Below are 20,964 nucleotides of genomic sequence, written 5' to 3'. Positions count from 1 at the left end.
AACCGGCTCGACGATGGCGTCAATAGCTGTCGTCGAGATCATCATCCTGACGGCGCGCCGGACGTTCTGACGGATCACGGCCGATTTCGGCCTTCAGCGAGACCAGATCAATGAAATGATCGGCCTGGCGGCGCAGTTCATCCGAAATCATGGCGGGCTGTGTGGTCAGGGTCGAAACAACCGAAACCTTGCGGCCTTTGCGCTGGAGAGCTTCCGCGAGCGACCGGAAATCGCCATCGCCGGAGAAAATCACGAAATGGTCGACCGTGTCGGTGAGCTGCATGGCATCGACCGTCAGCTCGATGTCCATATTGCCTTTCACCTTGCGGCGCCCGGTGGAATCGGTGAATTCCTTGGCGGCCTTGGTGACCACCTTGTAGCCATTGTAATCCAGCCAGTCGATCAGCGGGCGGATCGAGGAATATTCCTGATCTTCAACGAGAGCAGTGTAATAATAGGCGCGGAGCAGATAACCGCGCTTTTGAAACGCCTTCAAAAGCTTCCGATAATCAATATCGAACCCCAAGGTCTTGGAGGCGGCGTATAAATTGGCGCCATCAATAAAAAGCGCAATCTTTTCACGAGAATCGAACATCGTGCAATATATCCACTCTACGGCCGGACGGGAGTGGGCCGGCGACCGCTTATTCAGTTTGTCTTCTAAACGGCGGGTGGTATCTAAATTTACCAGTGCGTTTATTGCCTTCTAAGGACATATCACAGAAAAACAAGCAACCTTTGGTTGTTATTTGCCCCCACTCAATTACCAGTAAGGGAGTCTTGTCTCAGCAATCGCCTTTGAGTCTATAAAATATTGTGCCGTTTCGGCGCATGACGGGGTTTTATGAGGCAAATCCGTGAAATTAGCGTTATTTTGCCAGATTTCATGCGGTGATGCACGAGCAATTCCGCTTTTGCTTGTAATTTGGCTCCACACGCGTTATGTGGGGAAAAATCCATCAAAGTTCGAGAAATGAAAGGGACCGCGCATGGCCCGCGTCACTGTTGAGGACTGCGTAGATAAGGTCGAGAACCGTTTTGAGCTGGTTCTGCTGGCTGGTCACCGTGCTCGCCAGATTTCCCAGGGTGCACAGATCACCATCGACCGCGACAACGACAAGAATCCTGTCGTTGCCCTGCGCGAGATCGCCGACGAAACCCTGTCGCCGGACGATCTGAAGGAAGACCTTATCCATTCGCTGCAGAAGCATGTGGAAGTCGATGAGCCGGAAGCGGCTGCGCCTGCCCAGATCGCCTCTTCGTCGGAAGACGTTGCGGAAGGCATCGCAGAAGCTGCCGAGGAAGATGTGGTTGCCTTCGACCGCATGTCGGAAGAAGAGCTGCTCGCCGGTATCGAAGGCCTCGTCGCACCAGAGAAGAACGACGATTTTTAATCGCCCTCTGGGCTGGTTCTTTTTGCATGCGCTGCGACTTTCCGGTCGTGGCGCATGTTTTTATGCGCTGATGGCGGAATGATCCTTTCGGGGCGAAAGGGCATCCTTTGTGCGTCGAGTGGACGCGCACCCCCTTAATGACGAGCCATTTCCGTGGGAAATTAATATTGTCGGCAGAAAATCAAACCTGAATGTCGAGAATTGTTCGATTTTCGGCGATTTTGGGTCAGAATGCCCGATATGTTTGCCGCGTATTAGCAAGTACCGGTTTCCAAAGGAGTTTTCGTAGATGATGCGCCAATATGAGCTTGTGGAGCGTGTCCAGCGATACAAGCCTGACGTGAATGAGGCGCTTCTTAACAAGGCATATGTCTATGCCATGCAAAAGCATGGCAGTCAGAAACGTGCTTCCGGCGATCCCTATTTTTCCCACCCGCTCGAAGTCGCTGCGATCCTCACCGATATGCACCTCGACGAAGCGACGATCGCCATCGCCCTTCTGCACGATACGATTGAAGACACGACGGCCACCCGACAGGAAATCGATCAGCTTTTCAGTCCCGAAATCGGCAAGCTCGTGGAAGGGCTGACCAAACTCAAGAAGCTGGATCTCGTTTCCAAGAAAGCAGTGCAGGCGGAAAACCTGCGCAAGCTGCTTCTGGCGATTTCCGAAGATGTTCGCGTGCTCCTCGTCAAGCTGGCGGACCGTCTGCACAACATGCGCACACTGGGCGTGATGCGGGAAGACAAACGCCTGCGCATCGCCGAGGAAACGATGGATATCTATGCGCCGCTTGCTGGCCGCATGGGTATGCAGGACATGCGCGAAGAGCTGGAAGAACTGGCATTCCGCTACATCAACCCGGATGCGTGGCGCGCTGTTACGGATCGTCTGGCTGAACTTCTGGAAAAGAACCGCGGCCTGCTGCAGAAGATCGAGAAGGACTTGTCCGAGATTTTCGAAAAGCACGGCATCAAGGCCAGTGTTAAGAGCCGCCAGAAAAAGCCGTGGTCCGTTTTCCGCAAGATGGAAACGAAGGGGCTGTCGTTCGAGCAGCTTTCAGACATTTTCGGCTTCCGTGTCATGGTCGATACGGTGCAGGATTGCTATCGGGCGCTCGGTCTTATCCATACCACCTGGTCGATGGTTCCGGGTCGGTTCAAGGATTATATCTCGACGCCGAAGCAGAATGATTATCGGTCGATCCACACCACGATCATCGGCCCGTCGCGCCAGCGGGTCGAGTTGCAGATTCGCACGCGCGAAATGGATGAGATTGCGGAATTCGGTGTCGCCGCGCATTCGATTTACAAGGATCGCGGCAGCGCGAACAATCCGCACAAAATTTCCACTGAAACCAATGCTTATGCATGGTTGCGCCAGACGATCGAGCAACTTTCCGAAGGCGACAATCCAGAAGAATTTCTCGAACACACCAAGCTCGAGCTTTTCCAGGATCAGGTATTCTGCTTTACGCCGAAAGGCCGTCTCATCGCCCTGCCACGCGGCGCGACTCCGATCGATTTCGCCTATGCCGTTCACACCGATATCGGCGACAGCTGCGTCGGGGCCAAGGTCAATGGCCGCATCATGCCGCTGATGACTGAACTCAAGAACGGTGACGAAGTGGACATCATCCGCTCCAAGGCACAGGTTCCCCCTGCCGCTTGGGAATCGCTTGTCGCGACCGGCAAGGCGCGCGCCGCCATCCGCCGCGCCACCCGTTCGGCTGTCCGCAAGCAATATTCGGGACTTGGCATGCGCATCCTTGAGCGTGCCTTCGAGCGCGCCGGAAAGCCGTTCAGCAAGGATATTCTAAAACCCGGACTTCCGCGCTTGGCGCGCAAGGATGTCGAGGATGTGCTGGCCGCAGTCGGACGCGGTGAACTGCCGTCAACCGATGTCGTCAAGGCCGTTTATCCCGACTACCAGGATACGCGCGTGACCTCGCAGAACAATCCCGCCAAGACCGGCGAGAAGGGCTGGTTCAACATTCAGAACGCGGCCGGCATGATATTCAAGGTGCCCGAGGGCAGCGAGGACGCGACCAAGTCCGATGCCGATCCCGATGTCGCGCCGAAGCCGGGGAAGAAGGCGCTGCCGATTCGCGGCACCAATTCGGACCTGCCGGTGCGCTTTGCCCCGGAAGGCGCTGTCCCGGGAGACCGTATCGTCGGTATTCTTCAACCGGGCGCCGGCATCACGATTTATCCGATCCAGTCGCCAGCGCTGACGGCTTATGATGATCAGCCCGAACGCTGGATCGACGTGCGCTGGGACATCGACGAACAGATGAGCGAGCGTTTTCCGGCGCGCGTCAGCGTGTCGGCTATCAACTCGCCCGGCTCGCTGGCGGAGATAGCGCAGATCGTGGCTGCCAACGATGCGAATATTCACAATCTTTCCATGGTGCGCACCGCACCGGATTTCACCGAAATGATTATCGATGTCGAGGTTTGGGACCTCAAGCATCTCAACCGCATCATTTCCCAATTGAAAGAAAGCGCGAGCGTCAGCGGCGCGAAACGCGTGAACGGATAGGACTAAGATGAACACCGAAGATGTGCTTGCCGTCTTCCGCGAAGCGGGAGCGATCCTTGAAGGCCACTTTATTCTCACATCAGGCCTGCGCAGCCCTGTTTTCCTTCAAAAGGCGCGTGTTTTCATGCATGCCGACAAGACGGAAAAGCTCTGCAAGGCACTGGCGGAAAAGATCAAGGCGGCAAATCTCGGAGCCATCGATTATGTGGTTGGGCCCGCGATTGGCGGCCTGATACCATCCTATGAAACATCGCGCCATCTGCACGTTCCGTCAGTCTGGGTGGAGCGCGAGAACGGGGTGTTTCGTCTGCGGCGTTTCGATGTGCCGAAGGGCGCGCGCGTCGTCATCGTGGAAGATATCGTCACGACTGGGCTTTCCATCCGCGAAACGATCGACTGCATGAAGGATCTGGGTATCGAAGTCGTGGCTGCGGCCTGTATCGTCGACCGCTCTGCGGGAAAGGCCGATGTCGGAACAAAGCTGATATCTCTGGCCGAATATGAAGTTCCAGCTTATCCTGCGGATAAATTGCCGCCAGAGCTGGCTGCAATTCCGGCTGTAAAGCCCGGTAGCCGCAACATTTAGACGGGCAAAGCCGAAGGCCGTCGATGCGCTGCGGGGGCGGATACACCCCTGCGGCGAAATTCCGCTTTGCGGGACGCGTTCTAGTTACCTATTTAAGCGATGTCGCGAAGACATCCCATCGGGCCCCACAAACAGGAATCCATCGTGAGTGTAGCGCCTATCATATTCGATCCCAGGTCGCCCTACCGTGCGCCATGTGGGGTATGCGCGGATTGCGATGTCCGGCGGATGGCAGTTTGCGCCGCGCTGGATGACGGCGATCTCGGCGCGCTGGAAGCAATCATGACCTCCAGGCGGCTTGATGCCAATGAGCAGTTGGTGGAAGAGGGCGAGCCGAAGCGTCGTGTCTTCAGCCTGACTTCGGGCATGCTGCGCATCTATACGTCGCTTCCTGACGGGCGTCGGCAGATTGCCGGTTTCCTGTTCCCCGGCGATTATCTTGGTCTGGCTGACGACGAGACTTACTCCCAATCGGTCGAGGCCGTGGTGCCATCGGTCCTGTGTGCCTTTTCCACGAGGGAGATGGAAGATCTGATGGAGCGCTTTCCCAAATTGAAGGAGCGCCTGCATCAGATGACGCGGGCCGCACTTCGCACGGCGCGCGACAACCAGCTTGTTCTCGGACGCCTTGCGCCAGTGGAGAAACTCGCGAGCTTCCTTTTGGTTCTGTCGGCCCGTGCGGAAAAACGCGGCGAGAAGCCCAACCCCGTTCATCTGTCGATGAACCGCACCGATATTGCCGACTATCTGGGCCTGACGATTGAAACCGTCAGCCGCAGTTTCACAAAGCTGAAAACCCAGGGCCTGATCCAGTTGATAGACGCTAATACGGTGGAAATCCTGTCCCGCCGTTCGCTGGCGGCCGTTGCCGGAATGGATCCGGAAAGCCTTTAAACCACCTCCAGCGAAAGCGCTGGGGATTGCTTTGAGTTCGAGCCATTGCCGAATGCATTGCCGTTGATTCAAATCAATGCAGCATCCGGCAGAACAGCCTATCCCTGACAATGGAAGTTGATGCGGCCTTCGGGGTCGCATTGTTCAAAATGGGGAAAACAGGTGCTGGTGTGGCTGGCAATTACAATATCGGCTGTCATGCATGCGGGCTTCCTTGCCGCATCATGCCGTCTCGCCCCGCAGAATGTCGCCCCGGTTCGGGTGCGCGTATCCCCGGCCGGGCTTTACCAGTGCGTCAAACACTTAAGGTGGACGCGCTATGCATGAAGAAGCGATAAGACGCTACGCGGCGTTGGCGGTTCCCAGATATACATCCTTTCCAACGGCCGCGGATTTCATACCGGTAGGCGTGGAAACGACGCAGCGCTGGCTGCGCCAGATCGGGCCGGAGGAAAGCGTTTCCCTCTACATCCATGTGCCCTATTGCCGGCAGCTCTGCCACTACTGCGGTTGCCATGCAAAAATGGCTGTCCGTAACGATGTGGTCGAGAATTTCTGTAGCGCTTTGTTGAGCGAAATCGAGACCGTCAGCAAGAGCCTGACCGCGCGACCGAACGTGGTTCATCTTCATTGGGGCGGAGGAACGCCCTCGATTTTGAACCCGCGCCAGTTTACCAGCATTCTGGCAGCGCTGCGCATTGCGTTCGACTTTTCGCCTGAAATGGAACATGCCATCGAGCTTGATCCGCGCACTGTCACGCCTCAGCTCGCACGCACGCTTTCGCTCATGGGTGTCAACCGCGCCAGCCTCGGCGTGCAGGATGTCGACGCCGAGGTTCAGAAAGCCATCGGTCGCATCCAACCGATAGAGACGGTTGCCAAGGCCGCCAGCCTTCTGCGCGAAGTCGGCATCGATCGCCTGAACTTCGATCTCATCTATGGCCTGCCGTTGCAGACAGTGGAGACATTGCGCGAGACCTGCGAGAAGGTCGCGGCTCTCAAGCCTGATCGCGTTGCCTGCTATGGCTACGCGCATCTGCCGCAGCGTCGCGCCAATCAGCGCCTCATCGATGCGAGTCTCTTGCCGGATGCCGATGAACGGTTCGCGCAGGCGCGCGTTGTTGCGGAAAGCTTTATCGGTTTCGGTTATGAACCTGTCGGGATCGATCACTATGCGTTGCCGGACGACAGTTTGGCGATCGCCGCGCGCAACGGCACGCTGCACCGCAATTTCCAGGGCTATACGGATGATCGTTGCCAGACTTTGATTGGCCTCGGCCCCTCATCGATTTCGCAGTTTCCCGGCGGCTATGCGCAGAATATCTCGGACGTGACGCAATATTCCAAGCGCGTTAACGCCGGCGAACTTGCAACGGTTCGCGGTTATGCGATGCGCGAAAGCGACCGTATCCGCGCCGGTATCATCACAGCATTGATGTGCAATTTCCGGGTCGATCTGAACATGACTGCGCCGGGCGTGGAATTTTCCGATGAACTGGCTCTTTTGCGCCCTCTGGTCGCGGATGGGCTGGTGGAAGTTCGTGACGGGGTCATCAGTGCGACGAGGGCCGGCAGGCCGCTGATCCGTCTGGTTGCGGCTGCTTTTGATGAATTTCGCAGGGAAACGATGCACGGCTTCAGTTTCGCCGTCTGAATTTGCGTTCCAACAAAGAGGTAGAGCGAACAATGCTCTATCAAGAGAATGCTGCTGCACCGGGCCGTCAAAAGGTCAGCGGCATGGGAGCACCGCCGTTGGGGGACGTGCGGTGCTCCACTATTTTGAAGCACAGCCCGAAAGTCTGGATGGCTTTCGGGCTGTGCGTTTATGGGTCAGGCTTTGCGGTTCTTTTCCAGCTTGGGCAGGAAAATCGTCAGCAGTCCAAGCAGGGGCAGATACGAGCAGATGTTGTAAACATACTCGATGCCCTTCTGGTCAGCGACGACACCAAGCACGGCGGCTGCGATACCGGCCATGCCGAACGCGAAACCGAAGAACAGGCCCGACACCATCCCGACACGTCCTGGCAGCAGTTCCTGCGCGAAGACCACGATGGCCGGGAAGGCCGAGGCGAGGATCAGGCCGATGATGACGGTCAGGACAGCCGTCATTTCGAGATTCGCATAGGGCAGGGCCAGCGTGAATGGTAGGACGCCGAGGATCGAAGCCCATATCACCTTGCGCGCGCCGATCCTGTCACCAATCGGGCCGCCGATGATCGTTCCCGCGGCAACGGCGCCGAGAAACAGGAACAGAAGCAGCTGTGACGTCTGCACCGTCACGCCGAAGTGGTTGATGGTATAAAAGGTGTAGTAGCTCGTCAGGCTGGCCATGTAGATGTATTTGGTGAAGACCAGCATCGCCAGAACGCCGACCGAAACGAGAACCTTGTTGCGCGGCAACGGAAGTGTCTTGTCGGGCTTCGCCTTGCTGGCATTGGCAATCCGGTAGCGATTGTACCAGTTGCTCACATACCAGAGCAGCATCATGCCGATCAGCGCCGCAACGGAGAACCAGGACACGCTGATCTGGCCGAACGGCAGAACGATGAATGCCGCCAGAAGAGGGCCGATGGACGAGCCGAAATTGCCGCCCACCTGGAACAGCGACTGCGCGAAACCGTGCCGTCCGCCCGAGGCAAGCCGTGCCACGCGCGCCGCTTCGGGATGGAAAACGGACGAACCGAAGCCGACAAAGGCCGCACCCAGAAGCAGGATCGAATAGTGATGCGCGGTCGCAAGAAAGACGAGGCCGACAAGCGTGCAGCCCATGCCGAACGGCAGGGAATAAGGCATCGGCTTGCGGTCGGTATAGATACCCACGAGCGGCTGCAAGATCGATGCAGTCATCTGGAAGGTGAATGTTAAAAGCCCGATCTGCCAGAATGACAGGCTGTAATTGTCCTTCAGCATCGGATAGATGGCCGGAAGGAGCGACTGCATCATGTCGTTCAGGAAATGGCCCATGCTGGTGGCCAGAATTATGGCGAGGACAGTATTGTCCGCGCCGCTGTTTGATGGCTGCTGTGCAGCACTCATGCTCATACTGCTACTCCGAAGATGAAAGCCGGTCTTCAGGCGTATTTCCTGCCGATACTATCTGACAGCTGGAAACGAGACCTCAAGGAAATTGCGGGGTTTTGATGAGAAACCGGCGAAAATTTACGAATTTGATGTCTGAACAGGCACGCGTCCTGCTCAAACGTCAAATTCATTTCGCCAGCGAATGTCGCGACCCATTCTCAGCACGCTAGTAATAGAACTATTGCCACTCGCCCGCTTTCGTGATTTGGTCCAATAGTTTCGAGAGTGGGCCAAACGAGGGGCAGAGCTGCAATGAAACCGAAGTCGCCGCCGGGACTTTTATTGCCGGGCAGCGAAGAACTGCAAAAGTTCCACGAACAGCGCATCGCCATGCTGGAAGGCATGAGCGGACCGGTGATTGCCCTGCCGACGCGCTATCCCGACGGCTATTTCGTGCCGCGCCATCATCACAGCAGGGCGCAGCTCCTTTGCGCATCCCAAGGGGTGGTGCTGGTGACGACCGACGCTGGACGCTGGATGATACCGAGCGATCACGCCATGTGGATACCGGCGGGTGTGGAGCATTCGGTCGAAATTCTCGGCGAAGTCTTCATGCGGTCGATCTATATCTGCGTCGATGCTGTGTCCGGTGTGCCGGATTATCTCCATGTGGTCGGGCTTACAGATCTCATGCGGTGCCTCATAACCGATGCAACGGCGCAGGACAGCACACCCGAACCGGACAGTCGCGATGCGCTGGTGATCGAGCTTATATTGCGGGACCTTCACACACTGCCGCAACGTTCGCTGGGCCTGCCTTTTCCGACCGATCCGCGCTTGCAGAAACTGTGCCGCGAATTCGTGAAAAAGCCTTCTTCGCGTGCCACAATTGATGACTGGGCGGACCGGATGGCGATGAGCCGACGCTCGTTCACTCGGCATTTCCAGCGGGAAACTGGCGTAAGTCTTTCGGTCTGGCGCCAGCAGGCATGCCTGTTTGCCGCGGTTCCCCGCCTTGCGGAAGGGGAGCCGGTAACGAGCGTGGCGCTGGATCTGGGTTATGACAGTGTTTCCGCTTTCACGACGATGTTTCGCAGGATGCTCGGTGTTTCGCCGCGGTTCTATTTGCCGCGGCTCGATACTGTACCATTTGAGCGCAGCGATAGCGTCGCGGCGGAATAATAACAATTGTCTCTGCGATGGGAGCGCAGTAATAGGGCCACATGCTTTTTCAACGCCGTAATCCCCCGACCAGAAAAGAGCGTCTGAGGCTTCTGGTCTGGCCGCGCCGCTCCTTCTCCCGTTCCCTCCGGTACGGTGGAAAGCGGATTCTGCGTATCACTGCCTCGCCCCATGCTGTCGCCGCCGGTCTGGCGGTCGGCGTGTTCTCCGCCTTCACGCCTTTCTTCGGTTTTCATCTCATCATCGCAATCGTGCTGGCTTATGTCCTTGCCGGAAACATCGCTGCCGCGGCTCTTGGCACAACGCTCGCCAACCCGCTGACGCTGCCGCTCATCTGGGGAAGCACGTTCGAGCTTGGCCGCTTCATCATGAACGGAAGTATCGATCAGGCACCGCCGGTTCATCTGGGAAGGGCATTGGAAACCATGCGTTTCGATGAAATCTGGACCCCGCTCCTGAAGCCGATGCTGTTTGGTTCCACCGTTCTGGGCGCTGCATTTGCCGTGGTGGTCTATTTCGTCACCCGGTTTGCGGTTTCGGCTTTCCGCCGCCGCCGTATCGAGCGTCTTGCTGAAAAGTATCGCCGGCACCGCCCGCAGGAGCCCCAGAAAGCATGATTGTCGGTATTGGCAGCGATCTCATCGATATTCGCCGTGTCGAAAGTGCTCTTGAGCGTCATGGCGACCGTTTCCGTAACCGGGTCTTTACGGAGACCGAGCAGAAAAAGTCGGATGGGCGCAAGCAGCGCGCCGCATCTTATGCAAAGCGTTTCGCGGCGAAGGAAGCCTGTGCGAAGGCGCTCGGAACCGGTATAGCCCAAGGCGTATTCTGGCGGGACATGGGCGTGGTCAACGCTCCTTCCGGAAAACCCACGATGCATCTGACCGGCGGTGCGGCGAAACAGTTGCAAAAACTCTTGCCCGCTGGAACGCGCGCCGCCATACATCTGACAATTACCGATGATTTTCCTCTCGCACAGGCCTTCGTCATCATCGAAGCCCTGCCAGAGACGGAATAATTGTGATTGTGGCAGATAAACTCCTGCTCATAATCGTGCGATAAACCGGCGTTCTGCCGGCGGCGTGATTGCGTCATGCATTCATAGTCGTTATTAGATCGCGTTATCGGAAGCGGAGATACAATGAGCGTGTCCAGCAAGAGTGAGACAAAAAAATCCGGCGGCCTTGGCGAAACCATCAGCGTTATCGTGCAGGCGCTGCTGCTGGCACTGGTCATCCGCACCCTTCTTTTCCAGCCTTTCAGCATACCGTCGGGCTCCATGCGCCCAACGCTTCTGGAAGGCGATTATCTGTTCGTGTCGAAATATGCCTATGGCTATTCGCGCTATTCGCTGCCTTTCGGACTGGATCTGTTTTCAGGCCGTATCTGGAGCGCGGAGCCGAAGCGCGGCGACGTGGTGGTGTTCAAGCTGCCAAGCGACCCGTCCGTCGATTACATCAAGCGCGTGATCGGCCTGCCGGGTGACCGCGTGCAGATGCGAGGCGGCGTGCTTTACATCAACGATCAGCCAGTCAAGCGCGAGCGGATCGGCACGATCGACAATCCCGATGTGACCGAACAGAACCGTCCGGTCGATGTATACCGGGAAACCTTGCCGGACGGCGTGACCTACGACACGCTGGACCTCGCGCCGAATTCCATCGGCGACGATACGCGGGTCTTCGAGGTTCCTGCCGGCCATTACTTCATGATGGGCGACAACCGAGACAACTCGCTCGATAGCCGCTTCAGCGTTGGCTACGTGCCATTTGAAAATCTGGTCGGGCGCGCGAACATCATCTTCTTCTCCATCGCCGACAAGGCGAGCCCGCTGGAAATCTGGAAATGGCCGACTGAAGTACGCTTCGGCCGACTGTTCAGTTCAGTTGCAGGCGCACCGCATACAGCCGTAACCGGAAATTGAAATGGCTTCGGCAAATCAGGCAGCAGCAATTCTGGAAGAGCGCACCGGACACCGTTTTCTCAACGTAAAGCGGTTGGATCGTGCGCTCACCCATTCAAGTGTGCAAGCGCCCTCGCGGGCAAATTATGAACGTCTCGAATTTCTTGGCGACCGCGTTCTAGGACTGACGGTCGCGGAAATGCTGTTCGATGAGTTTCCCGAAGCATCCGAAGGCGAATTGTCGGTTCGCCTCAATGCGCTGGTGAACGCGGAAACCTGCGCGGCGATTGCCGATGAGATCGGGCTTGCCGACCTCATCCATACAGGCTCCGATATAAAATCATTGAATGACAAGCGCCTTTTGAACGTGCGCGCCGACGTTGTGGAGGCCCTGATCGCCACCATCTATCTGGATGGCGGATTGGACGCCGTGCGTCCCTTCGTCAAGCGTTACTGGAAAAAACGGTCCTTGCAAACCGGAGCCGCCCGCCGTGACGCCAAGACGGAATTGCAGGAATGGGCGCACCAGCAGGGCAATGTCCACCCTGCCTATTCAATCATCAGCCGCACTGGCCCGGACCATGACCCGCTGTTCATGGTAGAGGTGACGGTCAAGGGATTTGCTGCGGAAACGGGCGAGGGGCGTTCGAAACGGATAGCCGAGCAGAATGCTGCGGAAGCGATGCTTTATCGTGAAGGCGTCTGGAAGCGTGATAATCCCGCTTGATGCAAGAATTGGCAATTTTTAAATCGTGATCGGTTATATTGGTCTGATGCGGATGCCGCTTTCACGAACCATTTTGTCGTATCTGGGACGTCCTGCGCAGGAGGATGGCGGCGTTCCGCAAGGAAATATCGTCTGGAAGGATAAACAATGAATAATCGGACGACGCCGGCTGACGGCGAAAATGAAGCAGGACTAACCCGTTCCGGCTTCGTGGCGTTGATAGGGGCGCCGAACGCGGGGAAATCCACACTGGTCAATCAGCTTGTGGGAACAAAGGTTTCAATCGTCACGCACAAGGTGCAGACGACACGCGCTCTCGTGCGCGGCATATTCATCGAAGGTCCGGCGCAGATCGTCCTGGTGGACACGCCGGGGATTTTCCGCCCGAAGCGCAGGCTCGACCGCGCCATGGTCACCACTGCCTGGGGCGGCGCCAAGGATGCCGACATCATTCTGGTTCTTCTCGATTCGCAAGGCGGCTTGAACGAAAATGCCGAGGCACTGCTTTCGAGCATGAAGGATGTGCGCCAGAAGAAGGTTCTGGTGCTCAACAAGGTTGATCGTGTCGATCCGCCGGTTTTGCTGGATTTGGCACGCAAGGCCAACGAGCTTGTCGCATTCGACCAGACCTTCATGGTTTCGGCGCTGAATGGCTCGGGCTGCAAGGATCTGGCGAAATATCTGGCCGACAATGTTCCCAACGGTCCATGGTATTATCCGGAAGACCAGATTTCCGACATGCCGATGCGCCAGCTCGCGGCAGAAATCACCCGCGAAAAGCTCTATCTGCGTCTGCATGAAGAACTGCCTTATGCATCGACCGTGGAAACCGAGCGCTGGGAAGAGCGCAAGGACGGCTCCGTTCGCATTGAGCAGGTCATCTATGTCGAACGCGAAAGCCAGAAGAAGATCGTGCTCGGTCATAAGGGCGAGACGATCAAGGCAATCGGGCAGTCAGCACGCAAGGAAATCTCCGAGATACTGGAACAGACGGTTCATCTCTTCCTTTTCGTGAAAGTGCGCGAGAACTGGGGCAACGACCCCGAACGCTATCGCGAAATGGGCCTTGATTTTCCAACCTAGAGCGCGTTTCGATCTGATGAAATCAGATCGGCGCTCTAACTTTGTACTGGCGCGCATCTTGTCCGAAAACCGTTTCACACTTTTCGGGATGCGCTAATTCATAAGACTGGCGGCCATGGAATGGCGCGATGAAGGCATAATTCTCGGGACACGACGCCATGGCGAGACAAGCGCCATCGTGGAAGTGATGACCCGTGAGCATGGCCGCCATATGGGTATGGTGCGCGGCGGGCGTTCCCGCCGCATGCAGCCTTTGCTTCAGCCGGGCAATCATGTGGATGTGACGTGGTGGGCGCGGCTGGATGAGCATATGGGCAGCTTTACCATCGAACCGCTGGAATTTGCCGCCGCCCGCCTCATCGAAACGCCAGTGGCGCTTTACGGTATCCAGTTGGCTGCTTCCCACCTGCGCCTTTTGCCAGAACGTGATCCGCATCGCGGTCTTTATGAAACGCTTCGGCTTATCATCGAGCATTTTGACGACCCGCTTGCCTCCGGGGAACTGTTGCTTCGTTTTGAAGTGATGATGCTTGAAGAACTGGGCTTTGGCCTCGATCTGAAGGAATGCGCGGCAACGGGCGTCAAGGAAGACCTGATCTATGTGTCGCCGAAATCCGGGCGTGCGGTCTGCCGCGATGCGGGCGCGCCCTGGGCCGACAAGCTTCTGGTTCTGCCGGGTTTCGTCAACGACACGGCTGTTCGTGCAGCGTCCTATGACGACATCGATCATGCCTTCACGATGACCGGCTATTTCCTGATGCGGCATGTCTGGGAACCACGTGCGATAACGCCGCCTGATGCGCGTGGCGGGTTTCTGAATGCCCTCGGGCGGGCAATTAGTCCATAGTTTCATTTAAGCATGATCTTTTCCGAAAACCGGTTCCCACTTTTCGGGATCATGCTTTCACAGCCAGGCTGAAAACCTCACCTTCAAACGCGTCGGCTCCGCGCCCGATTGCGCGTATGGCAGCAACCATCCGTCCCTGTCGCCCCAGAATATCGTCTGCGAGCGCTACGAGCCGAATATTTGGGGTTGCCGATGGAGACACACCACGCACAATCCCTGCAAGCACATTTTCATCGAGCGTGGGGTTCAAAGCCGAAGCGATGATATAAGCCGCGGCCGTGGAACGGGAAATACCGGCGTAACAGTGAACGAGCAAAGGCGCATCCATGGGCCAGCCCTTCGCGAAGTCCAGAAGCGCCTGCACGTGGCTTTCATCGGGAGCGACCAATCCCGCACGCGGTTCAACAATATCGTTGAATGTCAGCGACAGGCGCACGGCATCATAGCCATCCGGCAGAGCCGCAGGGATTTCGCTTCCAAGCGTCACAACATGGCTTGGCCGGTGCAATGCGAGTTGTGTTGCCAGTTGTGACAGGGGCGTCACGACGATCCGGCTCATCGGTTCTGTCGCGCTTTCTCCAATGCCGCAAATCGTGCGAGGAAATCCATCTGTACGTCTTGTGTCGGGCGCGGGGTGATATCCAGTCCTGCCGGATCGAAACCGCGCGGACGCCCGAAATATTTGACGGCCTCTGCCTCGGTGAAACCTGCAAGCCGGGTCGCCTCAAAGAATGCTGCGACCTGATCGGCGCGCTTGATGAGCGTCTTGAGTTGGGCGGGAACGGTTATGGGTAGAGAAAAACGCAGGTGAATGGCGTTTTCCAGCCGCGTTTCGATCATCTTGTAATTGCCGCCCATCACCGCCTTGAAAGGCGAGATCATGTCGCCGATCACATATTCCGGCGCGTCGTGCAAAAGCGACAATAGCTGCCATTCTATGCTGGCATCGGGCACCAGCCGGTTGAATATCTGGTCCACCAGAAGCGAATGCTGTGCGACCGAAAAAGCGTGTTCGCCCACCGTTTGCCCGTTCCACCGCGCTACACGGGCAAGGCCATGGGCAATATCCTCAATCTCGACATCAAGCGGGGATGGATCGAGCAGGTCGAGACGGCGACCCGACAACATGCGTTGCCAGGCGCGCGTCTTGCCGGAAGATCGGTCGGCGCTTGCCATCAGGCGTTTCCTGCTTCGGCTTCCGGAAATCCGAACCGCACGCGTGGCGGCAAGGTGAGGATGACTGGCGTCTCGCCCGCCAGAATGACGCTCCCGGCATCAATCGCATCCTTGACACGGTCGATGCGCACAAGCGCGATGCCGACCATATCAGCCGAGCTTCCCATCGTGCCGATCTCACGTCCATTAACGGTGAGCGGCGTGCCCATCGGCGGAAGTGGGACCCCAGAACGGGCCACAAGAACACGCCGCCGTGCCGTACCGCGATGCTGCATTCGGGACACGACTTCCTGCCCGATGAAACAGCCTTTCGGAAAGGAGACGCCGCCTGTCTGGTCGAAATTGACATCATGCGGGAAGACGTCGCTGTAAGCGAAATCGACTTCGCCTTCGGCTATGCCATATTCCGCGCGCAGCTTCGTCCATGCGCTCTGATCGGTCGCGCCATCTGCCTGACCATAAATCCGGCAGACATTCAGTTCGGCTGGAAAACGGCTGTCGCGCTTGATTGAATCACTTTGTGAAGAATGTGATTCAGTTTGCCAGGAAACGCTGACAAGCGATTCTGGCAGTTGCGTTATTTCGGCTTTCGCGCGCAGCCTGTAGAGAGTGATACGCTTGATGAAATCGGCGGCGATGCTTGCCGGGAGATCGAAGCGCAAGCCGTCATCGATGCGGGAAACGAGAAAGTCGAACAGGATTTTCCCTTGCGGAGCAAGCAATGCGCCGGGTTTCAGGTCGTCCGGTCCAAGCTTGTCGAGATCGGTGGTAATCACAGCCTGCAGAAACTTTTCAGCCTCATCGCCCGTGATGTGAACCAATGCCCTGTTGGAAAGATTTACCGTTTCAGCTGCCGTCGTCATTGCTTCGTCCTTGCCTTTCGCGCCCTCGTTACGTAAGCCGCAATGGACAGGCTCGCAAGTCCCATCAAACTGGCAGGAGACAACCATGGCCGAAACATTCGACACGATTTTGAAGGGTGCAACGATCGTCAATCACGACGGTATAGGCCAGCGCGACATCGGTATTCGCAATGGGCGCATCGCTGCCATAGGCTCTCTTTCCACCAACACGGCGGGTGAGGTGATCGATTGCACCGGCCTGCATATTCTGCCCGGTGTGGTCGACAGCCAGGTGCATTTCCGCGAGCCCGGCCTTGAACACAAGGAAGACCTCGAAACCGGCTCTCTTGCCGCCGTGTTGGGCGGGGTCACTTCCGTCTTTGAGATGCCGAACACGAAACCGCTCACGACTTCGGCGGAAACGCTGGAAGACAAGGTGAGACGTGGACGTCATCGTATGCACTGCGATTTTGCTTTCTGGGTTGGCGGCACGCGCGACAATGCGAAGGACGTTGCCGAACTGGAACGCCTGCCGGGCGCTGCGGGCATCAAGGTATTCATGGGATCATCCACAGGCGATCTGCTGGTCGAGGACGACGACGGCGTGCGCTCAATCCTCAAGAACACGCGTCGCCGCGCAGCCTTCCATTCGGAAGACGAGTTCCGGCTGGAGGAGCGCAAGGGCCTGCGGGTTGAGGGCGACCCGTCGAGCCATCCGGTCTGGCGCGATGAAATTGCAGCACTTCAGTGCACGGAACGGCTTGTGCGCATCGCGCGCGATACCGGAGCACGTATTCATGTGCTGCATATTTCCACTGCCGAGGAAATCGACTTCCTGAAAGATCACAAGGATGTCGCGACCTGCGAAGCAACGCCCCATCATCTCACCCTGTCGGCGGATGACTACAAGACGCTCGGCAATCTCATCCAGATGAACCCGCCGGTGCGCGACAAGCGCCACCGCGATGGCGTGTGGAAGGGCATCGATCAGGGTATTGTCGACGTGCTCGGTTCCGACCATGCCCCGCACACGCTGGAAGAAAAGCAGAAGCCCTATCCGGCTTCCCCGTCCGGCATGACGGGCGTGCAGACGCTCGTGCCGATCATGCTCGATCACATCAATGCGGGCAGGCTTACGCTGGAGCGCTTCGTCGACCTTTCCAGCCACGGCCCCAACCGCATTTTTGGCATGGCCCGCAAGGGGCGTATCGCGGTCGGCTATGATGCAGACCTCACCATCGTGGACATGAAGCGCCGCGAAACGATCACGCATGAGCAGGCCGGTTCGAAAGCTGGCTGGACGCCCTATCATGGCAAGACCGTCACCGGATGGCCGATTGGAACTTTCGTGCGCGGTATCAAGGTGATGTGGGAAGCGGAAATCGTGAACGCCAACAAGGGCGAGCCGGTAGAGTTCCTCGAAGCATTGCCGCATCGCTGAAGTTGGCGCGATCTGTCCGCTCTTTGTCCGTAAGGCGGCTTTCGGTCGTGGTTGCAAGGCGTATTTTCTCCCTATAGTCTTTTCATAGGGAGAACAAAAATGTCCGCTCACGATACTGCTCTGCTGGTAATCGACGCTCAGGAGTCATTCCGCCACCGGCCTTATTACCGGGACGAAGAGGTTGGCGGCTATATTGAGCGCCAGCAGGCGCTGATTGATGGCGCCAAGTGCGCCGGTATTCCGGTGGTGCAGATTTTTCACGTCGAGAATGAAGGACCGTTCTCGGAAGCATCGGGTCTGGTGAAGGCAATCTCGCCGCTATCGATTGAACCTGACGCAGTTTTCCGCAAGCGCCGCCACAGCGCGCTGGTCGGAAGCGGGCTTGACGTCTGGCTGGTCGCCAACGGCATCCGCCGCGTGCTGGTCTCCGGCATTCGTACCGAGCAGTGTTGCGAGACGACTACGCGGCAGGCATCTGATTTCGGATATCAGGTCGATTTCGTCAGCGAAGCGACATTGACCTTCCCGATGACGGACGCAACTGGCCGTGAATGGAGCGCTGCCGATATCAAGGATCGCACCGAGCTTGTTCTGGCCAATCGCTTTGCCCGTATCGTAACTGTGGAACAGGCGCTGGCTGCGCCCGGAGAACGGAAGGCGGCATGAGTGGTCAAGCGGACATTGCCCGGATAGTTCCGGTTTATGTCGTTATCCCGCCCCGTGTGCTTCTGCTCGACGTGGCGGGACCGCTTGAGGTTTTGCGCAAGGCAAATCTTGAGCAGAATAAGGTGCGGTTCGATGTTCGCTATATCGGGCCCGCGCCAACTGCGATCAGTTCCATTGGCCTCTCGGTTGCGGGTGTGGAGCCGCTGCCGGAGGCTCTGCCGGATGGCGCGCTCGTTATTGTGTCAGGCGCTGCAGACGTCCCACTCGGAAGTGCGGAGACTGATCGATCCGCCGATGCTGTGCTGGAAAAGGACATCGTTCTGTGGCTTCACCGGGCGGTGCGTCCGGGCGTACGGCTGGTGACGATCTGTTCCGGCGCGCTGCTCGCAGCGCGTGCAGGATTGCTGGACGGCTATTCCTGCACCACCCATCATCTGACAATTGATGAACTTGAACGACTGGCCCCCGCAGCGCGAGTGCATGAAAACAGGCTTTTCGTGGAAGATGGCGAGCGGCTGACAAGCGCAGGCATCACCGCAGGCATCGACCTGATGCTGCACATTGTTGCCGGGCTGACCGATCATGCCACGGCGCTGGCGGTTGCGCGCTATCTGGTCGTTTATCTGCGTCGAAGCGGCAATGATCCGCAGCTATCGCCCTGGCTTGAAGGGCGAAATCACCTGAACCCCGTCGTGCATCGAGCACAGGATGCCATCGCGCATGATCCCGCAGCCGAATGGTCGGTGGAAAGACTGGCAAATATCGGCGGGGCCAGCCCGCGCAATTTTTCGCGGCTTTTCAACGAATATGCCGGAATGACGGTGACGGATTACGTCAACCGGCTCAAGATCAGCCTCGCGCGCGAGATGCTACTGAATTCCGAACTGGATATCGAAAATGTTGCGACAAAGGCTGGCTTTGCTTCTGCGCGCCAGTTTCGTCGGGTCTGGCAGCGCATCTACAAGGAGCCGCCGAGCCGGGTTCGCATTGCGGTCTGATTACTCGCCAGCGGTAAAAAAGCGCCAGCTGCCGTCCGGCCCGATCCCGATACTATAGAAAATATAGCCGCCCGCCTTCTTCATGTCCTCGAAATCGCCAGCGGTGACGATCTCGAAAAGCTCCACAATCTGCGGCGGCGTCAGTCTGTCGAGAGGCATGGCGTAGAAATAGGGCCAGACATAGACCTCGTCCTCCTTGCCTGGATTCAGATGAACGTAGCCCGTGTCCAGAAGATCGACGATGATTGCGAGAACTTCACGGCCTGCTTCGTCGCCCGAAAGCGATTTGAGAAAATCGATAACGTCTTCCTCATGGTCTTCCAGCGAGAGCTGTGTCGCCTTGTCCTCGACGCCGAGAAGCGGACGCAATTGCTCGACGTCGCCGGAACGGGCGGCTTGCAACATGCGCTCGCGCATCAATTTCACAGGCTCCGGAAGCTTGTCGAAATCGCGGTGGATTTCCGGCATGGGCTTGGAGGCGGCCGGGAGAGGCGCCGTGTCCGGCGATATTCTCGGCACCGCGCGCGGAAGCGCACCGGGCAGGGGAATGGGGGATGGATTGCCTTCATCCGCCACAGCGCGGGCACCCGGACGCTGCAGGAAACCCGACTGATCCACCAGCGCGAGATCGAAGGAATTTGCTGCCGCAGCGGGCAAGGCAATGCCTGAGGCAAGGAATATCCCTGCCAGCAGATTTCGGGGCGAGGCGGAGTTCCTGATCGAGAATGACATTTGGCGCTGGAAGGGGGACGCCGGAAGGGAACTTCGGCGCCGGTCTGGTCCCGCGACCGGCGTTTTTTCTGCTCTTATTGAAGAATGCGCTGCGGCAGGAAAGTTCCCGCTACAATCTGTTCACGCATCTTTTCGATCAACTCCAGCGCGCAGTCGTCGCCTGCCTCACGGATCAGTTCGGTAAGCGCGGTCGTAAAGGCTGCTTCGGCAAGGATTTCCGGTTCGATACCTTCAGAGATACCGTCAGCCCAGGCCTCATTATGATATTCGATTGCGACGAGTTTCTTCTCGCGCGCAATCATTTCGTCCAGATCGACCGGTGCATGTTCCATAGATTTCATCCTGGCTTTCGCCTTTCTGTCGCACTGCCGGTGTCTCACCGTTTTGAGGGAGTTCAACCGCCTGGCAACCTGACTGCCTTCTTAAGACAGTGTTAACAGATTATCACGGATTTGAATGAACTAATCCTGTCAATCCGCACAAGAGTGAATGATTGGTTAATTTCCATAGCGTGAGATGATCTCGTTCGACAAGTCCCCGCCTTCCTTCATGTAGCGATCTATCGCCGCAAGCGCCGACGGTGTGCAGCGGGTATAATTGTCGCTGAACACGCGATAGCCGTGGTTGAAGCTTGAAACGAGCCGCACCCGTTCGGCCTCGGAAGGTTTTTCCGCCGTTACGATCGCATCCATCCGATCGCGCCATTCGCTGCCAGCCTCGCCGCACAGATTGCGCAGATAGTGAAGCGAGCCGAGAATTTCGGCGAGCCGCAACATTTTCCCTTGATAGGGCGCGTCCTGAGCGAAAGCCGGAAATGCCGCCCCGACCCATAAAGCAATCGAGAAGCAGGCAGCCGGTCGAAAAAACGGAATGCTTTTCAAACGAAAACCTCTCACTTGGAAATGAGCTATTGCTATAAATAGGGGCCTC

General features: G+C 57.4%; 23 protein-coding genes. 15 read left to right on the top strand and 8 right to left on the bottom strand.

Going from position 1 to position 20,964, the window contains the following annotated elements; genetic code table 11:
* Nucleotides 1-19: 19 nt before the first annotated feature.
* Nucleotides 20-595, bottom strand: coding sequence for a LabA-like NYN domain-containing protein (locus F9K78_RS17590; protein ID WP_112592144.1), 576 nt, complete (start codon nt 593-595; stop codon nt 20-22).
* A 394-nt stretch (nt 596-989) separates the two neighbouring features.
* Here F9K78_RS17590 and rpoZ point away from each other — a divergent pair, with 394 nt between their 5' ends.
* The 5 genes from rpoZ to hemN all read left to right on the top strand — a co-directional run bounded on the left by rpoZ (nt 990) and on the right by hemN (nt 7,070).
* Nucleotides 990-1,394, top strand: a complete 405-nt coding sequence (rpoZ, locus tag F9K78_RS17585; protein WP_022569110.1) for a DNA-directed RNA polymerase subunit omega — start codon at nt 990-992, stop codon at nt 1,392-1,394.
* A 289-nt stretch (nt 1,395-1,683) separates the two neighbouring features.
* Nucleotides 1,684-3,936: a RelA/SpoT family protein gene (locus tag F9K78_RS17580; protein WP_151682517.1), complete on the top strand. Its 2,253-nt coding sequence runs from the start codon at nt 1,684-1,686 to the stop codon at nt 3,934-3,936.
* A 7-nt stretch (nt 3,937-3,943) separates the two neighbouring features.
* Nucleotides 3,944-4,522, top strand: coding sequence for an orotate phosphoribosyltransferase (gene pyrE, locus F9K78_RS17575; RefSeq protein ID WP_121982763.1), 579 nt, complete (start codon nt 3,944-3,946; stop codon nt 4,520-4,522).
* Nucleotides 4,523-4,750: 228 nt separating this feature from the next.
* Nucleotides 4,751-5,416 (top strand): helix-turn-helix domain-containing protein, encoded by a 666-nt coding sequence (locus tag F9K78_RS17570; RefSeq protein WP_235925472.1) that lies wholly within the window; start codon nt 4,751-4,753, stop codon nt 5,414-5,416.
* A 319-nt stretch (nt 5,417-5,735) separates the two neighbouring features.
* Nucleotides 5,736-7,070 (top strand): oxygen-independent coproporphyrinogen III oxidase, encoded by a 1,335-nt coding sequence (gene hemN, locus F9K78_RS17565; protein WP_151682516.1) that lies wholly within the window; start codon nt 5,736-5,738, stop codon nt 7,068-7,070.
* A gap of 176 nt (nt 7,071-7,246) precedes the next feature.
* Here hemN and F9K78_RS17560 read toward each other — a convergent pair whose 3' ends face one another.
* Nucleotides 7,247-8,458, bottom strand: a complete 1,212-nt coding sequence (locus tag F9K78_RS17560) for an MFS transporter (RefSeq protein ID WP_151682515.1) — start codon at nt 8,456-8,458, stop codon at nt 7,247-7,249.
* Between the two features lie 321 nt (nt 8,459-8,779).
* Here F9K78_RS17560 and F9K78_RS17555 point away from each other — a divergent pair, with 321 nt between their 5' ends.
* From F9K78_RS17555 to recO, 7 genes are all read left to right on the top strand, one after another.
* On the top strand, nt 8,780-9,619 hold the full coding sequence (locus F9K78_RS17555) for an AraC family transcriptional regulator (RefSeq protein ID WP_208851932.1): 840 nt from the start codon (nt 8,780-8,782) through the stop codon (nt 9,617-9,619).
* Nucleotides 9,620-9,660: 41 nt separating this feature from the next.
* Nucleotides 9,661-10,236, top strand: a complete 576-nt coding sequence (gene bspA, locus F9K78_RS17550; RefSeq protein ID WP_151682513.1) for a type IV secretion system effector BspA — start codon at nt 9,661-9,663, stop codon at nt 10,234-10,236.
* Nucleotides 10,233-10,637, top strand: a complete 405-nt coding sequence (acpS, locus tag F9K78_RS17545) for a holo-ACP synthase (protein WP_151682512.1) — start codon at nt 10,233-10,235, stop codon at nt 10,635-10,637. The genes bspA and acpS overlap by 4 nt, the downstream gene beginning before the upstream one ends.
* 123 nt (nt 10,638-10,760) lie before the next feature.
* Complete coding sequence (gene lepB / locus F9K78_RS17540; RefSeq protein ID WP_151682511.1) at nt 10,761-11,543, top strand: signal peptidase I; 783 nt, start codon at nt 10,761-10,763, stop codon at nt 11,541-11,543.
* A gap of 1 nt (nt 11,544) precedes the next feature.
* Nucleotides 11,545-12,249, top strand: coding sequence for a ribonuclease III (gene rnc / locus F9K78_RS17535; protein ID WP_151682510.1), 705 nt, complete (start codon nt 11,545-11,547; stop codon nt 12,247-12,249).
* A gap of 147 nt (nt 12,250-12,396) precedes the next feature.
* Nucleotides 12,397-13,332, top strand: coding sequence for a GTPase Era (era, locus tag F9K78_RS17530; protein WP_151682509.1), 936 nt, complete (start codon nt 12,397-12,399; stop codon nt 13,330-13,332).
* A gap of 115 nt (nt 13,333-13,447) precedes the next feature.
* Nucleotides 13,448-14,179 carry a DNA repair protein RecO gene (recO, locus tag F9K78_RS17525; protein ID WP_151682508.1) on the top strand — a complete coding sequence of 244 codons (732 nt, stop codon included), beginning with the start codon at nt 13,448-13,450 and terminating at the stop codon, nt 14,177-14,179.
* A gap of 49 nt (nt 14,180-14,228) precedes the next feature.
* Here recO and F9K78_RS17520 read toward each other — a convergent pair whose 3' ends face one another.
* From F9K78_RS17520 to ygfZ, 3 genes are read right to left on the bottom strand one after another with little or no spacing between them, the layout of a single operon-like run.
* Nucleotides 14,229-14,738: a tyrosine phosphatase family protein gene (locus F9K78_RS17520; RefSeq protein ID WP_151682507.1), complete on the bottom strand. Its 510-nt coding sequence runs from the start codon at nt 14,736-14,738 to the stop codon at nt 14,229-14,231.
* The gene (locus F9K78_RS17515) at nt 14,735-15,355 is read right to left on the bottom strand and encodes a YfbR-like 5'-deoxynucleotidase (protein ID WP_151682506.1); all 621 of its coding nucleotides are present in this window, start codon (nt 15,353-15,355) and stop codon (nt 14,735-14,737) included. Before F9K78_RS17515 ends, F9K78_RS17520 begins: the two co-directional genes overlap by 4 nt.
* Complete coding sequence (gene ygfZ / locus F9K78_RS17510) at nt 15,355-16,218, bottom strand: CAF17-like 4Fe-4S cluster assembly/insertion protein YgfZ (protein ID WP_235925469.1); 864 nt, start codon at nt 16,216-16,218, stop codon at nt 15,355-15,357. Before ygfZ ends, F9K78_RS17515 begins: the two co-directional genes overlap by 1 nt.
* An 85-nt stretch (nt 16,219-16,303) precedes the next feature.
* On the opposite strand from ygfZ, the gene F9K78_RS17505 reads away from it, so the two are divergent.
* From F9K78_RS17505 to F9K78_RS17495, 3 genes are all read left to right on the top strand, one after another.
* Nucleotides 16,304-17,638, top strand: coding sequence for a dihydroorotase (locus F9K78_RS17505; RefSeq protein WP_151682504.1), 1,335 nt, complete (start codon nt 16,304-16,306; stop codon nt 17,636-17,638).
* 99 nt (nt 17,639-17,737) lie between these two features.
* A complete protein-coding gene (locus F9K78_RS17500; RefSeq protein WP_151682503.1) occupies nt 17,738-18,304 on the top strand; it encodes an isochorismatase family protein in 567 nt (188 codons plus the stop codon).
* On the top strand, nt 18,301-19,302 hold the full coding sequence (locus F9K78_RS17495) for a GlxA family transcriptional regulator (RefSeq protein WP_151682502.1): 1,002 nt from the start codon (nt 18,301-18,303) through the stop codon (nt 19,300-19,302). Before F9K78_RS17500 ends, F9K78_RS17495 begins: the two co-directional genes overlap by 4 nt.
* Here the strand turns inward: F9K78_RS17495 and F9K78_RS17490 are convergent, their stop codons facing one another.
* From F9K78_RS17490 to F9K78_RS17480, 3 genes are all read right to left on the bottom strand, one after another.
* On the bottom strand, nt 19,303-20,034 hold the full coding sequence (locus F9K78_RS17490; RefSeq protein WP_151682501.1) for a hypothetical protein: 732 nt from the start codon (nt 20,032-20,034) through the stop codon (nt 19,303-19,305).
* Nucleotides 20,035-20,108: 74 nt separating this feature from the next.
* Nucleotides 20,109-20,375, bottom strand: a complete 267-nt coding sequence (locus F9K78_RS17485) for a hypothetical protein (protein ID WP_122000031.1) — start codon at nt 20,373-20,375, stop codon at nt 20,109-20,111.
* Nucleotides 20,376-20,531: 156 nt separating this feature from the next.
* The gene (locus F9K78_RS17480) at nt 20,532-20,906 is read right to left on the bottom strand and encodes a TIGR02301 family protein (protein ID WP_412842098.1); all 375 of its coding nucleotides are present in this window, start codon (nt 20,904-20,906) and stop codon (nt 20,532-20,534) included.
* Nucleotides 20,907-20,964: the final 58 nt, after the last annotated feature.

This window comes from Brucella pseudintermedia, from assembly GCF_008932435.1.
Lineage (GTDB): Bacteria > Pseudomonadota > Alphaproteobacteria > Rhizobiales > Rhizobiaceae > Brucella > Brucella pseudintermedia.
This window is presented reverse-complemented; position numbering and strand designations above follow the sequence as displayed.